Origin of the sequence: Providencia zhijiangensis, assembly GCF_030315915.2 — a bacterium.
GTDB lineage: Bacteria > Pseudomonadota > Gammaproteobacteria > Enterobacterales > Enterobacteriaceae > Providencia > Providencia zhijiangensis.
Genome location: NZ_CP135990.1, coordinates 3,104,311 through 3,126,364, shown reverse-complemented (window position 1 = coordinate 3,126,364; position 22,054 = coordinate 3,104,311). Strand labels below are relative to the sequence as shown.

Sequence of the window (22,054 nt, the reverse complement as noted above, 5' to 3'; positions counted from 1 at the left end):
GTCAACTAAAATTGGCCACGGTTTTAGAGTTTTTCCGGTATTGGTTTTCTGATTCGTTTGGTGGTAATCCACCGTTATATTCATGCGGCCTGACTTCGCTGTAATACCCGACGATATAATCCGTTATTGCATGGGCTGCTTCACTGAAGCTGATGTAGCCGGTCACCGGCACCCACTCATTTTTCAGACTTCTGAAGAAGCGCTCCATCGGGCTGTTATCCCAGCAGTTACCACGCCTACTCATACTTTGTTTTATCCGGTATCGCCACAGTAACTGTCGGAACTGCCTGCTTGTATAGTGGCTACCCTGATCACTGTGGAACATGAGCCCGGATGGCTTATTTCGTATTTCCCATGCCATTTTCAGCGCTTTGGTTGTCAGTTTGCTGTCCGGAGAAAATGACATTGCCCAGCCCACGGGTTTCCTTGCGAACAGGTCGAGTACAACGGCCAGGTATGCCCAGCGTTTACCGGTCCAGATATACGTTACGTCGCCGCACCATACCTGATTGGGCTCTGTCACTGCGAACTGTCGCTCAAGGTGGTTCGGGATAGCAATGTGTTCATGACCGCCACGTTTATACCGGTGAACAGGCTGCTGACAGCTCACCAGCCCCATCTCCTTCATTAGCCGTCCGGCAAGCCATCGTCCCATCCGGAAGCCCCTGTGTGTTGCCATTACAGCGATACTTCTTGCACCTGCTGAGCCATGACTGAGGCCGTGCAGCTCCTGAACCTGACTACGTAATACGGCTCTCCTGCCGTCCGGATTGTCAGGCCGGTTTTCCCGGTATCTATAGCTGCTGCGGTGAACTCCGAACACGCAGCAAAGAGTGGCCACAGGATAATGCGCTCTGAGTTTCCCGATCACCGAGACCTGTTCAGGGAGTCTGACATCAAGAGCGCGGTAGCCTTTTTTAATATTTCGTTTTCCATTTCAATACGTTGAATTTTTTTCTTCAGCTCACGTATCTCAATTTGTTCCGGCGTGATAGGGGATGCTTTCGGTGTTTTGCCTGCCCGTTCGTCCCGTAATTGCTTTACCCACCGCGTCAAGGTGGAAAGCCCGACATTCATGGCTTTCGCGGCATCTGCAACTGTATAGTTCTGATCCACAACCAGCTGGGCTGATTCACGTCTGAATTCTGCACTGAAATTTCGTTTTTTCATTAAGGCACCTGTGTTGTTCTGAGGTGAGCATATCACCTCTGTTCAGGTGGCCAAATTTATTAAACCACTACAAGTTATATATTGGTGATCAACCGATGAATATTGGTTCTCGATATGAGATTGATAATATTCAGTCCTTACCCTCTTTAACCGCAAAACTGGCACTGGCTAATGGGATAAGACCTGTTGGAGGTGAGTTTTCTACTGCTGCAACACTAACTGTAGGATATCATTAAGGTATTATCTTATGAAAAAGCTCTTATTATCATTCGTTTTATTTCTGGCATACACAAGTACGGCACTGGCTGTCAAAGTGAGCTTTAGAGGAAATTTGATAGAGGGAACGCCATGTGTCATCAATAATAATCGCCCGATTGAGGTGGATTTTGGTGATGACTTGGTGGTTTCGTTAGTGCCGACCAAAGATGGTACAAAATATATAGAAGATATCGATTTTGAATGGGAATGTGACAACATCTCTTCAGGAACGGATGTGGTTTTTAGTTTTGAAGGCAAAAAATCTTACTTTGATAATGATTTATTAGTAATTAATGAGCAAAGAGACATTGCACTGCAAATTTATCATGATTCAAAAACATTAAGAGTGAACGATACGTTTGTATACACCTATGAATCTGACTATAGAACACCTGATTTGAAGGCGGCATTAGTGAAAAGTAGCTCAAGTTCAGCCTCTGTCGAGCCGGGGGAGTTTACTGCCAGTGCGACATTAACGGTTGCTTATCCATGAAGATAATCTTCTTTACTCTATTACTTTATTTCTCTGGGAATGCGTTCGCGGATGAGGTGAATTTTTCTGGAGTATTGAGACACGCCATTCCTTGTATAGTCAATGGTGGCGAGGAGCTTGTGGTGCCATTTCATGAGGTCAATGATAAAGACCTTTATCGTCAAAGAGATATCTCCGAAGTCTTTGAGATTACACTATCTGAGTGTGAGTTTTTGCCTGATTTTTCATTTTCGATGTCGTTTACGGGGAGTAGTAACCCGAAAATTAAAGGTTCGTTGCGAATTGATGGTGACCCCGGTGATTTGGGCTATGCCATCGTATTGAGTAGCGATAATGGCAATGTGGATATTAATAGCCAATACCCTATTGTTGGAATGAACGGTAATAAATTCCCTAGCGTGATCCCGCTTAAAGCTTCCATTTTGGGGGAAGAAGACGCAATCAAAAATAAAAGCATTAAACTCGGGGATTTTAGCGCCACCACCACTTTTAATATCTATTACGAATAACTCGGTTGTTAAGGATATTATGAAAAAACTTATTCTTATCTGTTTGTTAGCGATATCGTCTTTTCAATTTGCGCGGGCTGAATTTGCAGCGCAAGGTGAGCTTGTTACTGACTATGGCGCATGGATGGACACACGATATATTTTACGCGGGGACTTACAACACGATAATCGCCCAATGGCTGTGCAAACGACAGGCAGTTGTCCTTGTGATATAGAGTTAGGATCTTGGGGAACCTATGCAGATGGTGGGTATGGTGCGGGTAACTCACACATTGTTAACTTTGATACTCACTCCGTGAGATTAAGAGAGCGAAGTTCGTGGGACGAAAGCCCCGTTACGTTCAGTGAAGTGGCTAGAGCATTAGAAAAAGATAACGTTTTAAATAGGCAAATTCCGGGACGTTGGCAGTTTTATCCGAGAAGGCCTGGAGTTGGATATTGCTTCAATCTAGGTATTTTGTATCGACAAAAAATGCAGCGTGAGCAAACCGCAGATAACCCAATAATTCTCTGTTCACCGTTAGACCCTGCTATTACTAACTGTGATATTGAAGGTCCAGACTATATCGACCACGGCACATTATCCAATAGCTCGATGAATGGTCATACTGTGAGAGAAAACTTTACGATCAGCTGCACAAATCCAACGGATGTTAAAATTTCTGCTGTCGCAGGATTAGATAATGATAACTTCATTTTTATGGCTGATGGGCTAGAGTCTGAAATTAAAGTCAATGGCGCACCATCAACCGTACTTTCGGTAGATTCGTTTGTGAAACAAACTTTTGATGTTTCCAGCACATTAAGAAAAACTAAAGATCTCGCTCCGGATGAGTATTCAGGTATTTTCCTGTTATCGGTTGAGCTCCCTTAGTATTCAAGCATAAAAGACAATGGCAGGGTTTTGGTCAATATATCGAGACTAAAACTCTGCCATTTTTTGATCTGAACTCAGGTTATTTATACGTAGAAGCGCGAGAATAGAACCTTAGTCACCAGAGGGCATTCGAGTGAAAAACGGCATACAGTTACGTATCAAAGGAAAGGTTCAAGGGGTTGGATTCCGACCTTATGTTTGGCAACTCGCCCATCAATGCGCCTTGAACGGCGACGTCTGTAATGATGGTGAAGGTGTACTGGTTCGCCTACTAGAGACTGCGGATATTCCTTTATTTACCCAACTTTTATACCAACATTGCCCACCGCTTGCACATATTGAGTCTATTCAATCCCTGCCTTTTCAATGGGATGAGTTACCCGAAAAATTCACGATTCGCCACAGTGGCGCAGGACGCATGGATACTCAAGTTATCCCCGATGCTGCAACTTGCAAATCCTGCCGCGACGAACTTTTTGACCCTGCGAATCGTCGCTATCATTATCCGTTTGCAAACTGCACCCATTGCGGCCCCCGTTTTACGATTATTCGTCAAATGCCCTATGACCGACCCAATACCTCAATGGCGGCATTTCCTTTATGCCCGGAATGTCAGCAAGAATATGAAAACCCAGCAGACAGACGTTTTCATGCACAGCCAAATGCTTGTGCAACCTGTGGTCCTGAAATCCAGCTGTGTGACAAGAATGGCAAGGTTCTGGCGGTTCACCATCAAGCCTTAGAACAAACGGCAAATGATTTATTGAATGGCAAAATTGCTGCCATTAAAGGTCTTGGCGGTTTTCATCTTGCTTGTGATGCCACTAATTTCCATGCAGTTGAACAATTACGTCAACGCAAACACCGTCCCAGCAAACCTCTGGCGGTAATGATCCCATCCCTAGACTGGCTAAAAGACCAAGGCGTCGAGGTCACAGAAAGTCTACGTGCGTTACTTGAAAGTGCGGCCGCACCGATTGTGCTTATTCAGGCATGGGAAAATAGTGTCTTAAGTGAAAATATAGCTCCACATCTACGAGAAGTCGGGATGATGCTGCCTTCCAACCCACTGCAGCATTTGCTGATGGCGCAGGTGAACAAGCCATTAGTGATGACTTCTGGGAATGCATCGGGCAAACCTCCGGTACTCGCGGAGCAAGCGGCTTTCATGGATTTAGCGAATATCGCAGATATTTGGCTGATGCATAATCGCGATATTGTTCAACGGGCGGATGACTCTTTAGTGCGTTACCATGCCGGAAAAGCGGAAATGTTACGCCGAGCCCGAGGTTATGTGCCAGATGCCATTGACCTTCCGGCGGGCTTTGAAAACTCACCGTCTATTTTGGCGCTAGGTGCGGATTTAAAAAATACCTTTTGTTTGCTTAGAGATAAAAGTGCGGTAATGAGCCAGCATTTAGGTGATTTAGACGATATCGATATTTACCAACAATATCAGCAATCTATTGCGCTGTTTGAGTCGATTTATCGATTTAAGCCTGAATATTTAGTCGGGGATATGCATCCCAATTATGTGAGCCACCGTTACGGTAATTCGTTAAGTGAGCAGCTGAATATCCCGATGATCCACATTCAGCATCATCATGCCCATATTGCGGCGGTGATGGCAGAACATGGTATCCCGTTAGGTAATGAAAAAGTGATTGGTTTGGCACTGGATGGTCTCGGTTTCGGTGATGATAACCGGCTGTGGGGCGGTGAGTGCTTACTTGTCGATTATGCCTCTAATCAACACCTTGGTGGATTACCGCCTGTTGCTATGCCGGGTGGGGATTTAGCATCTCGCCAACCATGGCGTAATTTATTGGCTCATCTAGAAAAATTTGTGCCTGATTGGCAAGCGAAGCCCATTGCTTCGGCGCTCGCTCCTTTTGCTTACCCACTATTACAAAAAGCGATTGCTAAAAAGCTGAACTGCCCAACCGCTTCGTCGGCCGGACGATTATTTGATGCTGTCGCAGCTGCGTTAGGGATCTGCCCTGCGCAAACCAGTTGGGAAGGTGAGGGCGCTTGTCAGTTAGAAGCGTTAGCATTGCAAAGCTCAGTTCAGCAGCATCCTGTCACAATGCCAGTGGTGGGTAATCAATTGGATCTAACCACTTTCTGGCATGAATGGCTGGCTTATAATGCACCGAGAGCCGAACGAGCCCATGCTTTTCATCAAGCCTTGGCGCAAGGATTTGCAGATTTAGCGCTACAACAAGCGAAGCGGTATGGCATTCAACAAGTGGTGTTATCTGGTGGTGTTCTGCACAACCAATTATTGCGTCATTTGCTAATAGAGAAATTGCAGCCTCTTGAGGTATTGCATGCTCGTCAATTACCGATGGGGGATGGTGGACTTGCATTGGGGCAAGTTGCGATCGCTGCCGCAATATTGAAGAAAAATAACCAAGAATAATAGTCAGACTTTATTTGTTTTCATTAGATATATATTAATGAATAAATTTAGCTTTATTTATTTTTGATATTCATTCGTATTTAATATAATTGATATTAATTCTTATTTGTTTTTACTAAATTGGATATTATTGAAATAAGGCGTTACTCGAAATTCGATTAATTATACCTGTCTATAAGACCTTACTAGTGATTTTTATTTTAACGTCATGATATAACAACGTTTTGTTATCTTTTTTTAACATTTCAACTCCCATTTTTTTAAACAAATTGAAAACGGCATGAAAAGTTAAATAATCTTTTAACTCATCGCTGAATCGATTTTTCTATCATAAATTTAAAAAAGACCAAATTTCTTATTGGCTCTTGATGAAGATCAAGTGATTAAAAAGCGGTAGGACTAGGATCTCATTTATATTTACACATCAGGTAATTCTAATAAGGCCTCAGCTTATTAGGTGTAATTGGTAAAGCGACTTTGAATACAAACAATACCTAAATTCCTATGCATATTTCTAATATGTGGCGGATTTTATTTATTTTTTGAATGCAAAATCGTAAAGAAAAATAGCCTAATAAATAGGCTCTAAGCCACTCATAATAGGAAATAGAAATGGCAGGAGATAACTCTATTCTTTCTCCCCATGGCATTAATCGCCGTGACTTTATGAAGTTGTGTACAGCGCTTGCTGCGACAATGGGGTTAAGTGGAAAAGCCGCCGCTCAAATGGCTGATGCGGTGAGTGATCCAGAACGTCCACCCGTCATTTGGATTGGTGCTCAAGAGTGTACAGGATGCACAGAATCGTTGCTGTGTGCGACTCACCCAACCCTCGAAAATTTAATTCTCGATACCATTTCTCTCGAATATCACGAAGTTCTCTCTGCGGCTTTTGGTGAGCAGGTTGAAGAGAACAAGCACAATGCTATTGAAAAATATAAAGGTAAATATGTTTTAGTGGTCGATGGTTCGATTCCACTGAAAGATGATGGCATCTACTGCATGGTGGCCGGAAAACCTATCGTTGAGCATATCCGTATGGCTGCTGAAGGTGCGGCTGCGATTATTGCTATCGGATCTTGCGCTTCTTGGGGCGGGGTTGCGGCCGCTGGGGATAACCCTACCGGCGCGGTTGGCTTAAATGAAGTTATCAAAGATAAAACCGTTATCAACATTCCGGGTTGCCCGCCAAACCCACATAACTTCTTAGCAACAGTTGCTCACCTGATCACCTATAACCGTCCACCAGCATTGGATAGCAAAAATCGTCCAATGTTCGCGTACGGTCGATTAATTCATGAACACTGTGAACGCCGTCCACACTTTGATGCGGGGCGCTTCGCAAAAGAGTTCGGTGATGCTGGTCATCGTGAAGGTTGGTGTTTATACCATTTAGGCTGTAAAGGGCCAGAAACTTACGGCAACTGTTCAACCTTGCAATTTTGCGACGTTGGCGGCGTGTGGCCAGTGGCTATCGGGCATCCATGCTACGGCTGTAACGAAGAAAATGTGGGCTTCCACAAAGGTATCCACCAATTAGCGAATGTGGAAAACCAAACACCACGTTCCGAAAAACCGGATTTGAATAACAAAGAAGGTGGACAAGTTTCTGCAACTGCCGTGGGCTTAATCGGTGGTGTAGTCGGTCTGGTGGCGGGTGTCAGTGTGATGGCTGTACGTGAGTTAGGGCGTCAAAAGCGTCAAAATGATACCAACTCACGGGGAGAATAACCATGGATAGACGAAATTTCCTTAAGCTCTCAGCTGGGGGGGCGCTGCTTGCAAGCACCACTTCGCCGAGCTTGGCGGGAGCGGAAAATAGGCCGCCAATTCCGAATGCGTTGGGTATGTTGTATGACTCGACACTCTGTGTCGGTTGTCAGGCGTGCGTCACCAAGTGTCAGGATATTAACCATCCTGAGCGCAATCCTGTTGGACCTCAAACATGGTCAAATAATGACAAACTGACGCCATACACCAACAACGTGATTCAAGTTTGGAGCGATGGTTCAGGCTTGCATAAAGATCAGGAAAAAGACGGTTACGCCTACATTAAAAAACAATGTATGCATTGTGTTGATCCTAACTGCGTCTCTGTTTGCCCTGTTTCTGCGCTCACCAAAGATCCAAAAACAGGCATCGTGCATTACGACCCAGATATCTGTACGGGTTGCCGTTATTGCATGGTGGGTTGTCCATTCAACATTCCTAAATATGCTTATGACGACAAATTTGGTGCCATCCATAAATGTGAACTGTGTAACCAAAAAGGCGTAGAACGCTTAGATAAAGGTGGTTTACCGGGTTGTGTTGAAGTGTGCCCAACTGGTGCGGTGATTTTTGGTACCCGTGAAGAGCTTCTCGCCGAAGCGAAAAAACGTTTATCGCTGAAAGTGGGCGAAGAGTACGGCTTCCCTCGCCAAACCGTCCATCACAATGACCCGAACGTGATGCCAGCACCAAAATACCAGCAACATATTTACGGTGAATTGGAAGGCGGTGGTACTCAGGTCATGGTGCTTTCTGGCGTGCCATATCAAAATCTGGGACTGCCAGAGTTAGACGAACTGGCAACTGGTGCACGTTCTGAGAATGTTCAGCACACCTTGTATAAAGGCATGGTTCTGCCTCTCGCGGCATTAGCGGGACTGAGTTTCTTAGTGTATCGCAATACCAAGAATCATGATTCTCATGACGACAAGTCTCATGGCAATAAAACGCATGACGACCAAAATCATGACGACCAAAATCATAAGGACAAGGGGGACGACTCTAATGGCAACGCATGATAAAGAGCAGCCGCTAGGTGGGCGTTTAGTCAGTTGGCCAGTGATTGTCTTCGGACCGTTCGTCATCCTGTGCCTGATTTTGATTGTAAAACGTTTAGTCTTTGGGCTGGGTTCAGTTTCTGATCTGAACGGTGGATACCCATGGGGGATCTGGATTGCCTTCGACTTACTGATTGGTACTGGTTTTGCTTGTGGTGGATGGGCGTTAGCGTGGGCAGTGTATGTCTTTAACCGCGGTGAATATCATCCGTTAGTGCGTCCTGCACTGCTGGCAAGTCTGTTTGGTTACTCTCTCGGTGGTTTGTCTATCACTATCGACGTGGGTCGCTACTGGAACCTGCCTTATTTCTATATTCCGGGGTACTTTAATACTAACTCCGTGCTGTTTGAAACCGCGGTATGTATGACTATCTACATCGGTGTGATGGCGCTGGAGTTTGCCCCTGCAATTTGTGAACGCTTTAATTGGAAAGTGTCATTAAAACGCCTGAATAAAGTGATGTTTTTCATCATTGCATTGGGTGCGTTACTGCCAATGATGCACCAATCTTCCATGGGTTCACTGATGATTGCCGCAGGGCATAAGGTTCATCCGATTTGGCAAAGCTATGAAATGTTGCCGCTATTATCGCTACTGACCGCCTTTATTATGGGTTTCTCCATTGTGATTTTTGAAGGCTCTTTATTGCAGTCAGCGTTAAAAGGGCAAGGGGCTGATGAACGACCACTGTTTGTTAAGTTAACCAATATCCTTCAAGTGTTCTTAGTGCTGTTCTTGGTTTGCCGTTTCGGTGAGTTGATTTACCGCGGCAAGATGCACTATGTGATGGCGATGGATTTCTACGCCATGATGTTCTGGATTGAGACTGCATTAATGGTGATCCCGCTGATTATCTTCCGTATGCCATCCCTGCGTACTGACTCAAGATGGTTATATATCAGTGGATTAAGCATGTTATTGGGTTCTGCGCTATGGCGTATGAGCTACTCACTGATCGCCTTCAATCCTGGCGGTGGATATGACTATTTCCCAACCGCAGAAGAGATATTAATTTCCATCGGTTTTGTGGCCATCGAGGTGTGCGCATACATCTTGTTAGTTCGCCTATTACCGATTATTCCAGCAATAAAAAAATCTAATTCAAGTCCTTCTCAGGCCCGAGGTAAAGCATGAGCCAACGTATAACTATCGACCCGGTAACTCGTATCGAAGGTCACTTACGCATTGATTGCGAAATCGAAGATGGAAAAGTCACTAAAGCGTGGGCATCCGGCACCATGTGGCGTGGTATGGAAGAGATCGTAAAAGGGAAAGATGCCCGCGATGCATGGATGATCATGCAGCGTATTTGTGGGGTATGTACCACGGTTCACGGGATCATTTCTGTGCGTACTATTGAAAGCGCACTAAATCTTGAAGTGCCTGTTAACGCACAATATATCCGTAATATGATTTTGGCGGCGCACACTATCCAAGACCATATTGTGCACTTCTATCAATTATCTGCATTGGACTGGGTAGACATTACATCTGCATTAAAAGCTGATCCAACCAAAGCGGCTAATATGCTTAAAGGGGTCTCAACATGGTCGCTAAACAGCCCTGAAGAGTTCACCCGCGTTCAAAACAAAATTAAAGATCTAGTTGCCAGTGGTCAGTTAGGTATTTTTGCCAACGGCTATTGGGGTCACCCAGCGATGAAATTGTCGCCTGAAGTGAACTTAATTGCGGTGGCTCACTACCTGCAAGCATTGGAATGCCAGCGTGATGCTAACCGCATCGTGGCACTGCTGGGCGGTAAAACACCGCATATTCAAAACTTAGCGGTGGGCGGTGTTGCTAACCCAATCAACCTTGATGGTCTTGGGGTGCTTAACCTTGAGCGCTTAATGTACGTGAAATCCTTTATTGACCGTTTAGGGGATTTTATCGAGCAAGTATACAAAATCGACGCGGCAGTGATTGCATCGGGTTATCCTGAATGGTTAGAAATGGGTAAAGGTGCCAAACATTATATGTGCGTGCCTGAAATGCCAATGGACAACAAAAATGGCAGCTTCTTGCTACCGGGTGGTTATCTGGAAAATGGGGATTTCAGTACTTATCGCCCAATCACTAGCCACACTGACGAATACCTGATTAACGGTATTAAAGAGAGCAGCAAGCATGCTTGGTACAAAGATAATGAGCCGCAAGCCCCTTGGGAAGGTACCACTATTCCTGACTACACTGGCTGGGAAGATGACGGTAAATACTCTTGGGTTAAAGCGCCAACTTTCTATGATAAAACCGTGGAAGTGGGCCCATTAGCTGATTTGCTGTGCAAACTGGCAGCGAAACATGAACCAACTGAAAAACACTTTAATGATGTCGTCGGTTTATATCAAACCTTAACAGGCAACACGATCACCAAAGACCAACTCGAATCAACATTAGGTCGTATTATCGGTCGTACTGTTCGTTGCTGCGTATTAAACGAAACCCTGTCGATTCAATGGCAAGCACTGGTAGATAACATTGGTAAAGGCGATCACACCACTTTTATCAAGCCAAACTTCCCACAAGATACGGTGATTAAAGGGGTTGGTTTTGGTGAAGTGCCTCGCGGTCTGTTATCCCACTGGGTTGTCGTAAAAGACGGTAAAATCGAAAACTATCAAGCCGTTGTTCCATCCACATGGAACTCAGGCCCACGTAATTTCAATGATGAGCCGGGCCCTTATGAGCAAGCGTTAGTCGGAACTACGGTGGCAGACCCATCTAAACCATTGGAAGTCGTCAGAACGATCCACTCCTTCGACCCATGCATGTCTTGTGCTGTGCATATTGTCGATACAGAAGGCTCCGAAGTGACCAAGGTGAAGGTGCTGTAATGCGTATATTAGTCTTAGGTGTTGGTAATATTTTGCTGAGTGATGAAGGCATCGGCGTGCGCATTGTTGAAGCACTCGAAAAACGTTATCACTTACCAGAATGTGTTGAGGTATTGGATGGTGGAACGGCTGGTATGGAGCTGATTGGCGCCATGGCGGATCGCGACCATCTGATTATTGCGGATGTGGTGCTGTCGAGTCAGCAGCCTGGCAGCATTTTAGTTCTGCGCGATGCCGAAGTACCCGCGCTGTTTACCCGCAAAATCTCACCCCATCAGTTAGGGCTTTCCGATGTGTTATCGGCGCTGCACCTAACCGATGAGTTTCCAAAGCGTCTGACACTGGTGGGGATTGTGCCTGAATCGTTAGAACCGAATATCGGTTTAACGGCGACGGGGCAAGCTGCATTAGAGCCTGCACTGCAAAAAGTGATCGAAGTGCTACGCAGTGAAGGGTTAGAGATTATCGCAAAAGAAGAGTGTCTCCATGCCTAATGAATCCATGCCAAAAGAGATCCAAGGTTACTCTCAAAATCCGCAGCCGTTAGTTCAGGCTGCTTTTGAACGAGTTGCTCAGCAATCGATGCATGATTTGTCCTTCTTGCATCCGACGATGGGCATCTATGCCAGTGCATTTTCGTTATTTGAAAATCAATGGGTAGGGGCGGTTATTACCCCTTGGATGTTGAGTGCGATCATCCTGCCGGGTCCTGACCAATATTGGGAGCATCGTGTTGTTGGGGAGAAACTCGGTTTGATTCTCCCTTACGGCGAAATGACTTACACCGTTGGGGAACTGGAAGGACTAACTCAATATTTGGCGTGTTCATTAATGTCGCCATTAGACAGAAAGCTAACTGCAACGCAGGGTGAACATCTGGCTGATGACTGCGCGCGGATGTTGCTTTCTTTACCTGTGACGGATCCCAATGTCCCTAAATCACCGGAACGTCGCGCTGTGTTCGCTCGTTATCTGGGAGACCAATAATGCATGAAGTCTCTTTATGCCAAAGTGCTGTTGAGATCATTGAACAGCAAGTAAGACAGCATCAGGTGAAAAAGGTGACCGGCGTTTGGTTGGAAATTGGCGCGCTCTCTTGTATTGAAGAGAGCGCCCTTCGTTTTTGTTTTGATATCGCGTGCCGCGGAACTGTGGCACACGGTAGTCAATTGCATATCCTGTATCGTCCTGCTCAAGCATGGTGTTGGGATTGTAGTGAAAGTGTTGATGTTCACACTCACGACGCCGCTTGCCCTAAATGTCACGGTTTTAACCTCAAAGTTGAGAACGGTGACAGCCTGCGAATCAAAGAATTAGAAATCGAATAGATTTTTGATCTAAGAACCTTTTGTGTGATTTAGAGCGAAAATTGTGAATTGACCTTGCGGTGAATCAACCTATTTTTCTGATGTTGCACTAAGCTAACTTCATCACTCACTTATGGAGTAATCATTATGTGTAGTACTTGTGGCTGTGCTTCGGGAGAGCGCAGAATTGAAGGTGATGAGCATCAACATCACCATGATCATGACCACCACCATGGACATGATCACCATCATTCTCATGGGCATGCCCATGATCATCATGACCACGACCATCATCACCACGACCACAGTCATGCAGCAGAACATAGTGGTAAAACGGTGATTATTCATCACCATTATTATCATCAAGGTGATGTGAACCACTACTATCAATCTGAGCCCGAAACCTGTGGTGTGAAGATTGAAAAACATAAGCATAAACATAAGCACGAGCATCCGCATTCCCATGATCATGCTCATGACCATAGCCATGAAGCGGAATCCACTTTTGCCCCCGCAGGTGACCACCATGACCTCGATTATGGACAAGGTGAAGCGGGAACTCATGCGCCGGGTATCAGCCAAAAACGTATGTTACAAATTGAGATGGATGTTCTGGATAAAAACAACCATCTAGCCGAGCATAACCGCGAAGATTTTGCGGCAAAAAATATTTTGGCATTGAACCTCGTTTCAAGCCCTGGCTCCGGTAAAACTACCTTACTGACTGAAACCTTATTGCGTCTGCGTGACAAATTGAACTGCGCGGTGATTGAAGGGGATCAGCAGACCACCAATGATGCTCAGCGTATTCGTGAAACGGGTGTACCTGCCATTCAGGTTAATACCGGTAAAGGCTGCCACTTAGATGCGCAAATGGTGCATGATGCGGTTGACCGTTTAGGTTTGGATGAGAACAGCCTGCTATTCATTGAAAACGTTGGGAACTTAGTCTGTCCGGCAAGTTTTGATCTGGGGGAACGTCATAAAGTTGCGGTGCTGTCTGTCACTGAAGGTGAAGACAAACCCTTGAAATACCCGCATATGTTTGCGGCATCAGACATTATGATCCTCAATAAAATCGACTTGCTGCCGTACCTGCATTTTGATGTCGAAGCATGCATTGCTAATGCAAAACGGGTGAATCCGAATATCCAAGTGATCAAAGTCTCTGCCACTAGCGGTGAAGGGATGGATGCTTGGTTAGCATGGCTGGAGACTCAGCTATGTGCTTAGGAATACCGGGTAAAATCGTTGCGGTGGGCGAAGATGTCCACCAATTGGCGCAAGTTGATGTTTGTGGAGTAAAACGCGACGTGAACATTGGGCTAATTTGTGAAGGTGACACGGCAGATCTGCTAGGCCAATGGGTCTTGGTACACGTTGGCTTTGCAATGAGTGTGATTAACGAAGAAGAGGCTCAAGCCACCCTTGATGCGCTAACGGCGATGAGCCAGTTAGACCATGAAGTGGGGGACTTTACAGGGCTAAATTCGGGAGCAACAGATGCAGTACGTCGATGAGTTTCGCGACCCAGCCTTGGCAAAAGCCTTATTGGCGCATATCCGCAAGCGTATTGCGGATATCCCAAGAGCCAAGCAGCGCCCATTGCAGTTAATGGAAGTGTGCGGTGGTCACACCCACGCTATCTTTAAGTTTGGTATCGACCAGCTTCTTCCTCCTGAAATTGAATTTGTGCACGGACCAGGCTGCCCTGTCTGTGTACTGCCGATGGGACGAATTGATGGCTGCATTGAAATTGCTGAACGTCCTGAAGTGATTTTCTGCACTTATGGCGATGCGATGCGTGTGCCGGGTAAAAATGGCTCTTTGCTGGACGCGAAACGCCGCGGGGCGGATGTGCGGATCGTTTATTCACCTTTAGACGCGTTAAATCTTGCCCAGCAAAACCCTGAACGTGAAGTGGTGTTTTTCGGTTTGGGGTTTGAAACCACCATGCCGAGTACCGCACTGACACTACAACAAGCGCGTTTACGCCAAGTGAAAAACTTTTCGGTATTTTGCCAACATATCACTATTATCCCAACCCTTCGTAGCCTGCTTGAACAGCCTGATGTGCGAATTGATGGCTTCCTTGCGCCGGGTCACGTCAGTATGGTGATTGGCGCCCATCCTTATCAATTTATTACCCAAGAATTCCATAAACCGCTGGTAGTTACAGGGTTTGAACCCCTCGATATTTTGCAATCTCTTGCCATGCTGGTGGATCAAATTGCGGATGGTCGCTGTGAGGTAGAAAACCAATATAAGCGCATTGTGGCGGATGAAGGCAACTTGCTGGCACTGAAAGCCTTGGATGATGTGTTTGAACTGAAAGCCACTAGTGAGTGGCGCGGATTAGGCGAAATTGCGGGTTCAGGTGTGCAGTTAACCCTTGATTACCAAACATTCGATGCGGAGCTGCGTTTTAATATCCAGCCTCATCAAGTGTCGGATGACCCTCAAGCACGTTGTGGTGATGTGCTCACGGGGCGCTGTAAACCAAATGAATGCCCGCTGTTTGGGCAACGTTGTACACCACAAACGGCATTTGGCGCGTTGATGGTCTCTTCTGAAGGAGCCTGCGCCGCGTATTACCAATATCGTCGGGAGGCGTAAAATGAGCTCGGATTCTAAAAATGTGGTTACTATGGCTCATGGTAGCGGTGGCCTAGCCATGCAGCAGCTGATTGAACAGCTGTTTTTACAGGCTTTCGCTAACCAAGCTCTCGATGAACGTGAAGACCAAGCGCGCCTTTCTCTGGCAGAAATGACCGCATTAGGTGACCGTTTAGCATTCAGTACTGATAGCTATGTTATTGACCCTATTTTTTTCCCCGGTGGCAATATTGGGAAACTGGCAGTTTGCGGTACGGTGAATGACGTCGCGGTTAGCGGTGCTGTTCCCAAATACCTCTCTTGCGGTTTTATCCTTGAAGAAGGTCTGCCATTGTCAGATTTGCAAACCATTGTGGAATCCATGGCGGTAACCGCTAAAGCGGCGGGAGTGCAGATCGTGACAGGGGATACCAAGGTTGTACAGCGTGGCGCGGCGGATAAAGTGTTTATCAATACTGCAGGCATTGGTGTGATCCCAACCGAAATTCATTGGGGCGCTCAGCAAATTCAAGCGGGAGATAAAGTGATTGTCAGTGGAACACTGGGCGACCATGGTGCGACCATTTTAAACTTGCGTGAACAGCTCGGCTTAGAAGGGCAACTCAGCAGCGATTGTGCGGTTTTAACTCCGATTATTGAGCCTCTACGTGATATTGACGGTGTTCGTGCACTCCGTGATGCCACTCGTGGTGGTGTGAATGCCATTTTGCATGAGTTTGCGCAGGCCAGTGGCTGCGGTATTTCCATCAACGAAGGGGATTTACCCGTATCTTCCGCCGTTCGTGGAGTGTGCGAATTATTAGGCTTAGAACCTCTTAATTTTGCCAACGAAGGCAAATTAGTGATTGTGGTGAAACCTGAAGCTGAACAGCAAGTTTTAGCCACATTACATCAACATCCATTAGGCGTTAATGCCAAAACCATTGGTTGTGTGACAGAGAATAAACAGGTGAAGCTGGTGGGTATTTTTGGCGCTTCCCGACTGTTAGATTTGCCACATAGCGAGCCATTACCTCGAATTTGTTAGTTATTTGTACCCTAATAAACGGTACCTGAAAACGGTACCGAAATGAAAAAATCACCGATTAGAGGGATATATGATTAAAAAATTAGCGGTTGCCATGTGTTTAATGGGATTAACCCTGCAAGCACAAGCGGCTGAGCCCGCATCATCGACACACACTTTACGACTTGCCATTGGCGCAGAACCCACAGAAGGTTTTGACCCAATGTTGGGTTGGAGCCACGGTAGTTACTTGCTCCTGCATAGCCCACTCTTAAAGCAAAAAGCGGATCTTTCTTGGCACAGTTATATGCTCGAAAGCTACACGCATAATGCAGATGGTAAAGAGTGGATACTGACCTTGAAAAAGGATCTGAAATTCTCGGATGGCTCACCGTTAACGGCAAAGGATGTGGTCTTCAGCTACAACAATGCGGCAGCGAGCGGCGGTAAAGTGGATATGGGTAACTTCGCGAAAGCCGAAGAAGTTAATCCGTTGACCGTGAAAATCACTTTATCCTCCCCGCAAAGTACCTTTATCAACGTGTTGGGATCGTTAGGGATCGTCTCTGCGGATAAGTACGATGCAAAAACTTACGCGCATAAGCCGATTGGGGCAGGTCCATACCGTTTAGTGGCTTTCCAACCGGGTCAACAACTGATTGTTGAGCAAAACCCTTACTATGCCGGTCCTAAAAATGATTACGGCAAAATGGTGTTTGTGTTCCTTGATGAAGATGCCGCATTTGCTGCTGCACAGAGCGCTCAGCTTGAGGTTGTACGCATTCCACCAGCAGTGGCAAGCAACGCCAATAATGTCCCTAACATGAAGTTGATTGAGCGTTACAGCGTGGAAAACCGTGGGATCTCATTCCCTATTCCACCTGCTGGCGAAAAAGATGCGCAGGGCAACCCAATTGGTAACGATATCACCTCCGATGTAGCTATTCGTAAAGCCATTAACTATGCATTAGACCGCAAGCTGTTGGCGGAATCTGTTCTTGAAGGTTTTGCTGTCCCTGCTTATACCGGTGTCGCTGGGTTACCTTGGAATAACCCTAAGTCGTCATTCAAAGATGGGGATTTAGACAAAGCGAAAGCCATTTTGGAAGAGGCTGGCTGGAAGCTGAATAAAGAGGGTTTAAGAGAGAAAAACGGCAAAGTAGCGAAATTAACCCTATGGTATGCCAGTGGGGACACGACTCGCCGTGATTTAGCGCAAGCCATTCGCTCAAGCTTAAAACCGCTCGGTATTGAAATGGATTTAAAATCAGGCAGTTGGGAAACCGTTGAATTGCATATGCATGCCAATCCGACACTGTTTGGTTGGGGTAGCCTCGATCCAATGGAGTTAGTCCATAACTACAGTAGCAAAGCCGCTGGTGTCGGCTTCTACAATGCGGGTTACTATAAAAACCCAGCGGTGGATGAAATTATCGAAGAAGCGCTACGCCAACCGGACCAAGATGCCGCTATCCCGCTATGGCAGCAAGTGGACTGGAATGGCAAAGTAGGCGTTGGTATCCAAGGGGATGCAGCATGGGCATGGTTGATGAATGTTCAGCATATTTACTTATCAAATCAATGCGTTGATTTAGGTAAAAGTGCCCCTGAAATTCACGGCTCTTGGTCTGTGTTAAATAACGTCGATGAATGGAAGTGGACTTGTAAGTAATGCGAACAACCTTTGGGCTTTTATTGCGATTTATCTGCTTATTAACGGTAACCGCGCTGGGGATTTTTATCCTGCTAAGTTACTCGCCGATTGATCCGATCAAAGCCTATATTGGTAACGACTTGATGCATGTGCCCCCGGAGCAATATCCGCTGATTGCGGCGCGTTGGGGGCTTGATCAACCGCTCTGGATGCAGTTCTGGCGCTGGTTTTCACAAATGCTTCAAGGGGATTTGGGGTATTCGATGCTATACAATACCCCTGTTTTACAAGTGATTTCTGACCGTATTGTTCCTTCACTCGCATTGCTCGGCAGTGCGTGGGTATTTTCCGGTGTGGTCGGGTTTGGGCTTGGATTAGTCGCAGGGCGCTACTTAAACCGCTGGCCTGACAAAATCATTTCGGCATTTTGTTATTTACTCGCTTCAATTCCCGTCTTTTGGATAGGTTTATTGCTGCTTTCCTTGTTTGCGGTTTCCCTAAAATGGGCGCCAATTTGCTGTGCATGGCCGATTGGCCTCGATGAACAGACCGCCACATTTTCACAAAAAATTCAGCATTTAATTTTACCCGTCATTGCCCTCGGAATGCTGGGGGTCGGCACCATTGCTTTGCATACCCGCGCCAAAGTGGCTGAAGTGATGAACAGCGAGTTTATTCATTATGCACAAGCGCAAGGGGATAAAGGCTGGTCAATGATGGGCTTCCATGTGCTTAAACACGCTATCACACCTGCGATTTGCTTGCAGTTTGCCTCTGTTGGCGAGCTTTTTAGTGGTGCATTATTAGCAGAGAAAGTGTTTGCGTACCCAGGGTTAGGACAAGCCACTATTGATGCAGGCTTACGTGGAGATGTGCCATTGTTAATGGGGATTGTGATGCTCTGTGCCGTACTGATTTTCTTCAGTAATACGATGGCAGATTTGCTATTAAAACGGGTGAATAAGGGAGTGATAAGAGAATCATGACCTATAATCCGAATCGCGCTCTGATCAAACTACTCCTTTCATTAAGTTGCCTGATTTTATTAGGTAGCTACGCCTTTTGGCTGCTCTCTTCTGATATTGAAATGAGCTTGCTCGATAGGCGACAAGCGCCGTCATTGTTGCATTTATTTGGAACAGACAATTTAGGGCGCGATTTATTTGAACGTACATTTCAAGGGCTGGCCACCAGTTTACAAATTGGTTTAACCGCCTCGATCACCAGTGGCATTATCGCCTTGGTGATGGCGGGGTTATCTTCGCTCAATAAAAGCATGGATTATGTAGTGCGCGGCATTATTGACGCGTTACTCGCTCTACCACATTTACTATTATTGGTACTGATTTGCTTTACGCTAGGCGGCGGGAAAATGGGCGTGATTTGGGCGGTGGCATTAACCCATTGGCCTAAATTAACGCTGATTCTACGTTCTGAACTGCTGCGGGTTCAGCAAACGGATTACATCATGCTATCCCATCGTATTGGCAACAGCGCATTTGAGCGTTTACGCTACCATTATTTACCGATGCTGCTTCCTCAATGGATGGTCGGAACATTATTGATGTTTCCGCATTCCGTGTTACACAGCGCGGCATTAAGTTTCCTGGGGTTTGGGCTCGCACCCCATGAGCCATCACTGGGTATTTTGCTTTCTGAAGCGTTACGTTATTTGAGTACAGGTGCGTGGTGGATGGTGGTTTTCCCCGGTGCGGCATTGATGGGGTTAGTCCTGCTATTTGACCAATTTGCGAAATCGGCTCAACAATTGTGGTTAAGGGGAGCAACATGCTGAAATTTGAAAATCTGACCATTGATGTGGCGCAATATCGTTGGTTGGGTAAAAAGCAATGGTCTCCATTACTGCAAGATATTTCGCTAGATATTCAACCTGGCGAAATGGTGGCGCTGATTGGCAGTAGTGGTGAAGGTAAAAGTTTATTGCTACAAAGCGCATTAGGATTATTGCCAGACAATATGCGCTGTAAAGGGAATATCGAACTGAATGGTCAAGCCCTGACAGAGAAAACCAAATCCCAGTATCGCGGGAATTCGTTGTGTTACGTGCCTCAAGGTGTGAGCGCGTTAAATCCATTAATTCAGATTGGCCCTCAGCTAGAACGCGCCGCGGTACTTAGCGGGAAGCATATAAAAATGCACGATGTCGCACGACACCTACAAGAGTACAGTTTGCAATCGAGCCTAGTGAATCACTACCCAAGCCAGCTCTCAGGGGGAATGGCTAAAAGGGTACTGGCGAGCAGCGCCACGCTTTCTCGCGCGGAATATATTCTCGCTGATGAGATCTCTTCATGGCTGGATGATGAACATGCGGTACAATTGCTCGATAATATTAAATCCCTGTGTCGCGATGGTCGCGGTGTATTGTGGGTAACCCATGACCTTTCTATGGCAGTGCGTTTCGCCGATCGCGTGGCACTACTGCGTAATGGTGCGCTTGAAGAAGTACTGAGTAGCCAAAAACTCAAACAAGGTGGTGGTGGGCAATGGATCCAATCGCTATGGAATGCCTTGCCTGAACATCAATTTATGATGTTGGATGAGTGGAGGTAGCCAGATGCTAGAGATTCAAAATCTGCGTATTGAGCAAGCGGGTAGGGTACTGTGGGATAACCTGAATTTGTCATTGGCAGACAATGAGCGACTGGGTATTTCCGCTCCCAGTGGATTTGGGAAAACGACGCTAGGACGTGTGCTTGGGCAGTGGCAAAAGCCCACTGATGGGCAAGTTTTATTGAATGGTGAACCTGTTCCTCATCGCGGTTATTGCCCTATTCAGCTAGTCCCGCAGCACCCAGAAAAAAGCTTTAATCCTTATCGTACCGTAGGTTCCAGTGTTCGTGATGCGTGGGAACCGGATGCCCAATGGTTAGATTACCTTTCTATTAAACCGCAATGGTTAGAGCGACGCCCCAGCGAGTTATCGGGCGGAGAACTGGCGCGGGTAGCTTTACTTCGTGCTCTCGATCCTCGTACTAAAGTGTTGATCGCCGATGAAATCACGGCTCAATTAGATGCCCATCTTCAAAAGGAAGTGTGGCAGCATTTGATCCGTATTTCACAGCAACGCCCCCTCGCGATGATTATTTTTAGCCACAATAAAGCGCTGCTGGAGAAGGTTTGTACCAAGGTGTGGGCGGTGGCGAGCGCATAGTCACTGCTGCATTTTATCAACCAAAAACTCAATAAATGCCCGTGTCTTGGCGGGTAGAGTTTGGGTATTGGGATAGAGCAATTGAATGTTTTGTTTCGGTAGCTCGAATTCAGGCAACAAGCGTACTAATCGTTGTGCTTTTAAATCCTCTTCAACCAGCCATGCGGGGCAAATCGCGGCACCTAATGAAGCGAGTGCCAGTTGACGGATAGTCTCTGCGGAGTTGGATTCATATTGGCTGTTTAATAGGGGCAACCCAAATTTTTCGCCATGGCGATTTTGTAGAATATATTGGCTATCTTGTAAATTCAGTAGTGAATGTGTGACCCACGGAATATGCGCTAAGTCCTCGATATTTTTAATGGAATATTGATTGGTAAATTGTGGTGTGGCGACCAAATAAATTGCATATTCTCCGATCTTACGGGATTTTAATGATGAATTTTTTAAATTCCCTAATCGAATCGCAATATCCAGCTTTTCAGCCAATAAATCATCAAAAGAAGAATTAAAGCTGTATTGTAGGCGCAGTTGAGGGTATTGCCGGCAAAATGCTGGGAGCAAAGGCAAAATGTAACGCTGGCCAAATTCATTGGTTGAAGAGAAACGTAATGTGCCAGTTATGTTGGTTGCTAAATTTTGACTTCTCTCAAAGGCTTCCTCTATCTGTAATTGAATCCGTTTAAAATCATCGTAGAAATATTTTCCCACCTCAGTGAGCGCAATATTGCGGGTATTTCGCACCAATAAGCTGACATTTAAGCTTTTTTCGAGCTGTTTAACATCAATACTGACCATCGAACGGCTTAGCTCTAAGACTTCTGCGGCTTTGGTAAATGAACCAGAATCGACAACTTGAAGAAAGCTGGTAATTTGCTTGAGATTTTTTTGCATAATCCGCTCG

Annotated in this window: 22 protein-coding genes; 20 read left to right on the top strand and 2 right to left on the bottom strand. The window is 46.0% G+C overall.

The features are described 5' to 3' along the window. Position 1: 1 nt before the first annotated feature. Positions 2-1,170, bottom strand: a protein-coding gene (locus QS795_RS14220) for an IS3 family transposase (RefSeq protein WP_166685554.1) whose coding sequence is annotated in 2 segments (ribosomal slippage) — positions 2-921 and positions 921-1,170 — 1,170 coding nt in all. Because the reading frame shifts where the segments join, the coding sequence is not laid out codon by codon here. 247 nt (positions 1,171-1,417) lie between these two features. On the opposite strand from QS795_RS14220, the gene QS795_RS14215 reads away from it, so the two are divergent. The 20 genes from QS795_RS14215 (at position 1,418) to QS795_RS14120 (ending at position 21,150) form a co-directional block, all read left to right on the top strand. Further along, complete coding sequence (locus QS795_RS14215; RefSeq protein WP_318626552.1) at positions 1,418-1,921, top strand: fimbrial protein; 504 nt, start codon at positions 1,418-1,420, stop codon at positions 1,919-1,921. Beyond that, a complete protein-coding gene (locus QS795_RS14210; RefSeq protein ID WP_154603411.1) occupies positions 1,918-2,430 on the top strand; it encodes a fimbrial protein in 513 nt (170 codons plus the stop codon). Before QS795_RS14215 ends, QS795_RS14210 begins: the two co-directional genes overlap by 4 nt. Before the next feature lie 19 nt (positions 2,431-2,449). Beyond that, the gene (locus QS795_RS14205; protein ID WP_286270511.1) at positions 2,450-3,304 is read left to right on the top strand and encodes an MrpH family fimbial adhesin; all 855 of its coding nucleotides are present in this window, start codon (positions 2,450-2,452) and stop codon (positions 3,302-3,304) included. A gap of 136 nt (positions 3,305-3,440) precedes the next feature. Then, on the top strand, positions 3,441-5,729 hold the full coding sequence (hypF, locus tag QS795_RS14200; protein ID WP_286270513.1) for a carbamoyltransferase HypF: 2,289 nt from the start codon (positions 3,441-3,443) through the stop codon (positions 5,727-5,729). A 612-nt stretch (positions 5,730-6,341) separates the two neighbouring features. Next, complete coding sequence (gene hybO, locus QS795_RS14195; protein ID WP_036956217.1) at positions 6,342-7,460, top strand: hydrogenase 2 small subunit; 1,119 nt, start codon at positions 6,342-6,344, stop codon at positions 7,458-7,460. A gap of 2 nt (positions 7,461-7,462) precedes the next feature. Beyond that, positions 7,463-8,518, top strand: a complete 1,056-nt coding sequence (gene hybA, locus QS795_RS14190; protein ID WP_181477547.1) for a hydrogenase 2 operon protein HybA — start codon at positions 7,463-7,465, stop codon at positions 8,516-8,518. Next, complete coding sequence (gene hybB, locus QS795_RS14185) at positions 8,505-9,692, top strand: Ni/Fe-hydrogenase cytochrome b subunit (RefSeq protein ID WP_036956223.1); 1,188 nt, start codon at positions 8,505-8,507, stop codon at positions 9,690-9,692. The genes hybA and hybB overlap by 14 nt, the downstream gene beginning before the upstream one ends. Further along, complete coding sequence (gene hybC / locus QS795_RS14180; protein WP_108478454.1) at positions 9,689-11,392, top strand: hydrogenase 2 large subunit; 1,704 nt, start codon at positions 9,689-9,691, stop codon at positions 11,390-11,392. The genes hybB and hybC overlap by 4 nt, the downstream gene beginning before the upstream one ends. After that, positions 11,392-11,886 carry a HyaD/HybD family hydrogenase maturation endopeptidase gene (locus QS795_RS14175; RefSeq protein WP_286270520.1) on the top strand — a complete coding sequence of 165 codons (495 nt, stop codon included), beginning with the start codon at positions 11,392-11,394 and terminating at the stop codon, positions 11,884-11,886. Before hybC ends, QS795_RS14175 begins: the two co-directional genes overlap by 1 nt. Before the next feature lie 7 nt (positions 11,887-11,893). Next, entirely contained in the window at positions 11,894-12,379 is a 486-nt protein-coding gene (hybE, locus tag QS795_RS14170) for a hydrogenase-2 assembly chaperone (protein WP_108478511.1), read from the top strand. Next, positions 12,379-12,720 carry a hydrogenase maturation nickel metallochaperone HypA gene (gene hypA, locus QS795_RS14165; RefSeq protein WP_154603408.1) on the top strand — a complete coding sequence of 114 codons (342 nt, stop codon included), beginning with the start codon at positions 12,379-12,381 and terminating at the stop codon, positions 12,718-12,720. Before hybE ends, hypA begins: the two co-directional genes overlap by 1 nt. Positions 12,721-12,846: 126 nt before the next feature. Continuing rightward, positions 12,847-13,932, top strand: a complete 1,086-nt coding sequence (gene hypB / locus QS795_RS14160; protein ID WP_286270524.1) for a hydrogenase nickel incorporation protein HypB — start codon at positions 12,847-12,849, stop codon at positions 13,930-13,932. Continuing rightward, a complete protein-coding gene (hybG, locus tag QS795_RS14155) occupies positions 13,923-14,219 on the top strand; it encodes a hydrogenase maturation factor HybG (protein ID WP_036956233.1) in 297 nt (98 codons plus the stop codon). The genes hypB and hybG overlap by 10 nt, the downstream gene beginning before the upstream one ends. Then, positions 14,203-15,315 carry a hydrogenase formation protein HypD gene (hypD, locus tag QS795_RS14150; protein WP_108478456.1) on the top strand — a complete coding sequence of 371 codons (1,113 nt, stop codon included), beginning with the start codon at positions 14,203-14,205 and terminating at the stop codon, positions 15,313-15,315. Before hybG ends, hypD begins: the two co-directional genes overlap by 17 nt. Position 15,316: 1 nt before the next feature. Next, positions 15,317-16,342 carry a hydrogenase expression/formation protein HypE gene (hypE, locus tag QS795_RS14145; protein WP_286270527.1) on the top strand — a complete coding sequence of 342 codons (1,026 nt, stop codon included), beginning with the start codon at positions 15,317-15,319 and terminating at the stop codon, positions 16,340-16,342. A gap of 70 nt (positions 16,343-16,412) precedes the next feature. Next, positions 16,413-17,993, top strand: coding sequence for an ABC transporter substrate-binding protein (locus QS795_RS14140; protein WP_286270529.1), 1,581 nt, complete (start codon positions 16,413-16,415; stop codon positions 17,991-17,993). Next, entirely contained in the window at positions 17,993-18,961 is a 969-nt protein-coding gene (locus QS795_RS14135; protein WP_154603404.1) for an ABC transporter permease, read from the top strand. Before QS795_RS14140 ends, QS795_RS14135 begins: the two co-directional genes overlap by 1 nt. Next, complete coding sequence (locus QS795_RS14130; RefSeq protein WP_154627700.1) at positions 18,958-19,770, top strand: ABC transporter permease; 813 nt, start codon at positions 18,958-18,960, stop codon at positions 19,768-19,770. The genes QS795_RS14135 and QS795_RS14130 overlap by 4 nt, the downstream gene beginning before the upstream one ends. After that, the gene (locus tag QS795_RS14125) at positions 19,764-20,549 is read left to right on the top strand and encodes an ATP-binding cassette domain-containing protein (protein ID WP_286270532.1); all 786 of its coding nucleotides are present in this window, start codon (positions 19,764-19,766) and stop codon (positions 20,547-20,549) included. Before QS795_RS14130 ends, QS795_RS14125 begins: the two co-directional genes overlap by 7 nt. Positions 20,550-20,553: 4 nt before the next feature. Then, on the top strand, positions 20,554-21,150 hold the full coding sequence (locus QS795_RS14120) for an ATP-binding cassette domain-containing protein (RefSeq protein WP_286270534.1): 597 nt from the start codon (positions 20,554-20,556) through the stop codon (positions 21,148-21,150). On the opposite strand, the gene QS795_RS14115 is transcribed toward QS795_RS14120, so the two are convergent. Beyond that, the gene (locus QS795_RS14115; RefSeq protein WP_318626551.1) at positions 21,151-22,044 is read right to left on the bottom strand and encodes a LysR family transcriptional regulator; all 894 of its coding nucleotides are present in this window, start codon (positions 22,042-22,044) and stop codon (positions 21,151-21,153) included. It lies immediately after the preceding gene. Between the last annotated feature and the right edge of the window lie 10 nt (positions 22,045-22,054).

Excerpts from the sequence above, each read along its gene's own strand:
- QS795_RS14120 (WP_286270534.1), top strand. The coding sequence starts at position 20,554 with ATGCTAGAGATTCAAAATCTGCGTATTGAGCAAGCGGGTAGGGTACTG.
- hybG (WP_036956233.1), top strand. The coding sequence starts at position 13,923 with ATGTGCTTAGGAATACCGGGTAAAATCGTTGCGGTGGGCGAAGATGTC.
- hybO (WP_036956217.1), top strand. The coding sequence starts at position 6,342 with ATGGCAGGAGATAACTCTATTCTTTCTCCCCATGGCATTAATCGCCGT.
- QS795_RS14210 (WP_154603411.1), top strand. The coding sequence starts at position 1,918 with ATGAAGATAATCTTCTTTACTCTATTACTTTATTTCTCTGGGAATGCG.
- QS795_RS14130 (WP_154627700.1), top strand. The coding sequence starts at position 18,958 with ATGACCTATAATCCGAATCGCGCTCTGATCAAACTACTCCTTTCATTA.
- hybC (WP_108478454.1), top strand. The coding sequence starts at position 9,689 with ATGAGCCAACGTATAACTATCGACCCGGTAACTCGTATCGAAGGTCAC.
- QS795_RS14135 (WP_154603404.1), top strand. The coding sequence starts at position 17,993 with ATGCGAACAACCTTTGGGCTTTTATTGCGATTTATCTGCTTATTAACG.
- hybE (WP_108478511.1), top strand. The coding sequence starts at position 11,894 with ATGCCAAAAGAGATCCAAGGTTACTCTCAAAATCCGCAGCCGTTAGTT.
- hypB (WP_286270524.1), top strand. The coding sequence starts at position 12,847 with ATGTGTAGTACTTGTGGCTGTGCTTCGGGAGAGCGCAGAATTGAAGGT.
- QS795_RS14125 (WP_286270532.1), top strand. The coding sequence starts at position 19,764 with ATGCTGAAATTTGAAAATCTGACCATTGATGTGGCGCAATATCGTTGG.
- QS795_RS14205 (WP_286270511.1), top strand. The coding sequence starts at position 2,450 with ATGAAAAAACTTATTCTTATCTGTTTGTTAGCGATATCGTCTTTTCAA.
- hybA (WP_181477547.1), top strand. The coding sequence starts at position 7,463 with ATGGATAGACGAAATTTCCTTAAGCTCTCAGCTGGGGGGGCGCTGCTT.
- hypA (WP_154603408.1), top strand. The coding sequence starts at position 12,379 with ATGCATGAAGTCTCTTTATGCCAAAGTGCTGTTGAGATCATTGAACAG.
- QS795_RS14140 (WP_286270529.1), top strand. The coding sequence starts at position 16,413 with ATGATTAAAAAATTAGCGGTTGCCATGTGTTTAATGGGATTAACCCTG.
- hypD (WP_108478456.1), top strand. The coding sequence starts at position 14,203 with ATGCAGTACGTCGATGAGTTTCGCGACCCAGCCTTGGCAAAAGCCTTA.
- QS795_RS14115 (WP_318626551.1), bottom strand. The coding sequence starts at position 22,044 with ATGCAAAAAAATCTCAAGCAAATTACCAGCTTTCTTCAAGTTGTCGAT.
- hypE (WP_286270527.1), top strand. The coding sequence starts at position 15,317 with ATGAGCTCGGATTCTAAAAATGTGGTTACTATGGCTCATGGTAGCGGT.
- QS795_RS14215 (WP_318626552.1), top strand. The coding sequence starts at position 1,418 with ATGAAAAAGCTCTTATTATCATTCGTTTTATTTCTGGCATACACAAGT.
- QS795_RS14175 (WP_286270520.1), top strand. The coding sequence starts at position 11,392 with ATGCGTATATTAGTCTTAGGTGTTGGTAATATTTTGCTGAGTGATGAA.
- hybB (WP_036956223.1), top strand. The coding sequence starts at position 8,505 with ATGGCAACGCATGATAAAGAGCAGCCGCTAGGTGGGCGTTTAGTCAGT.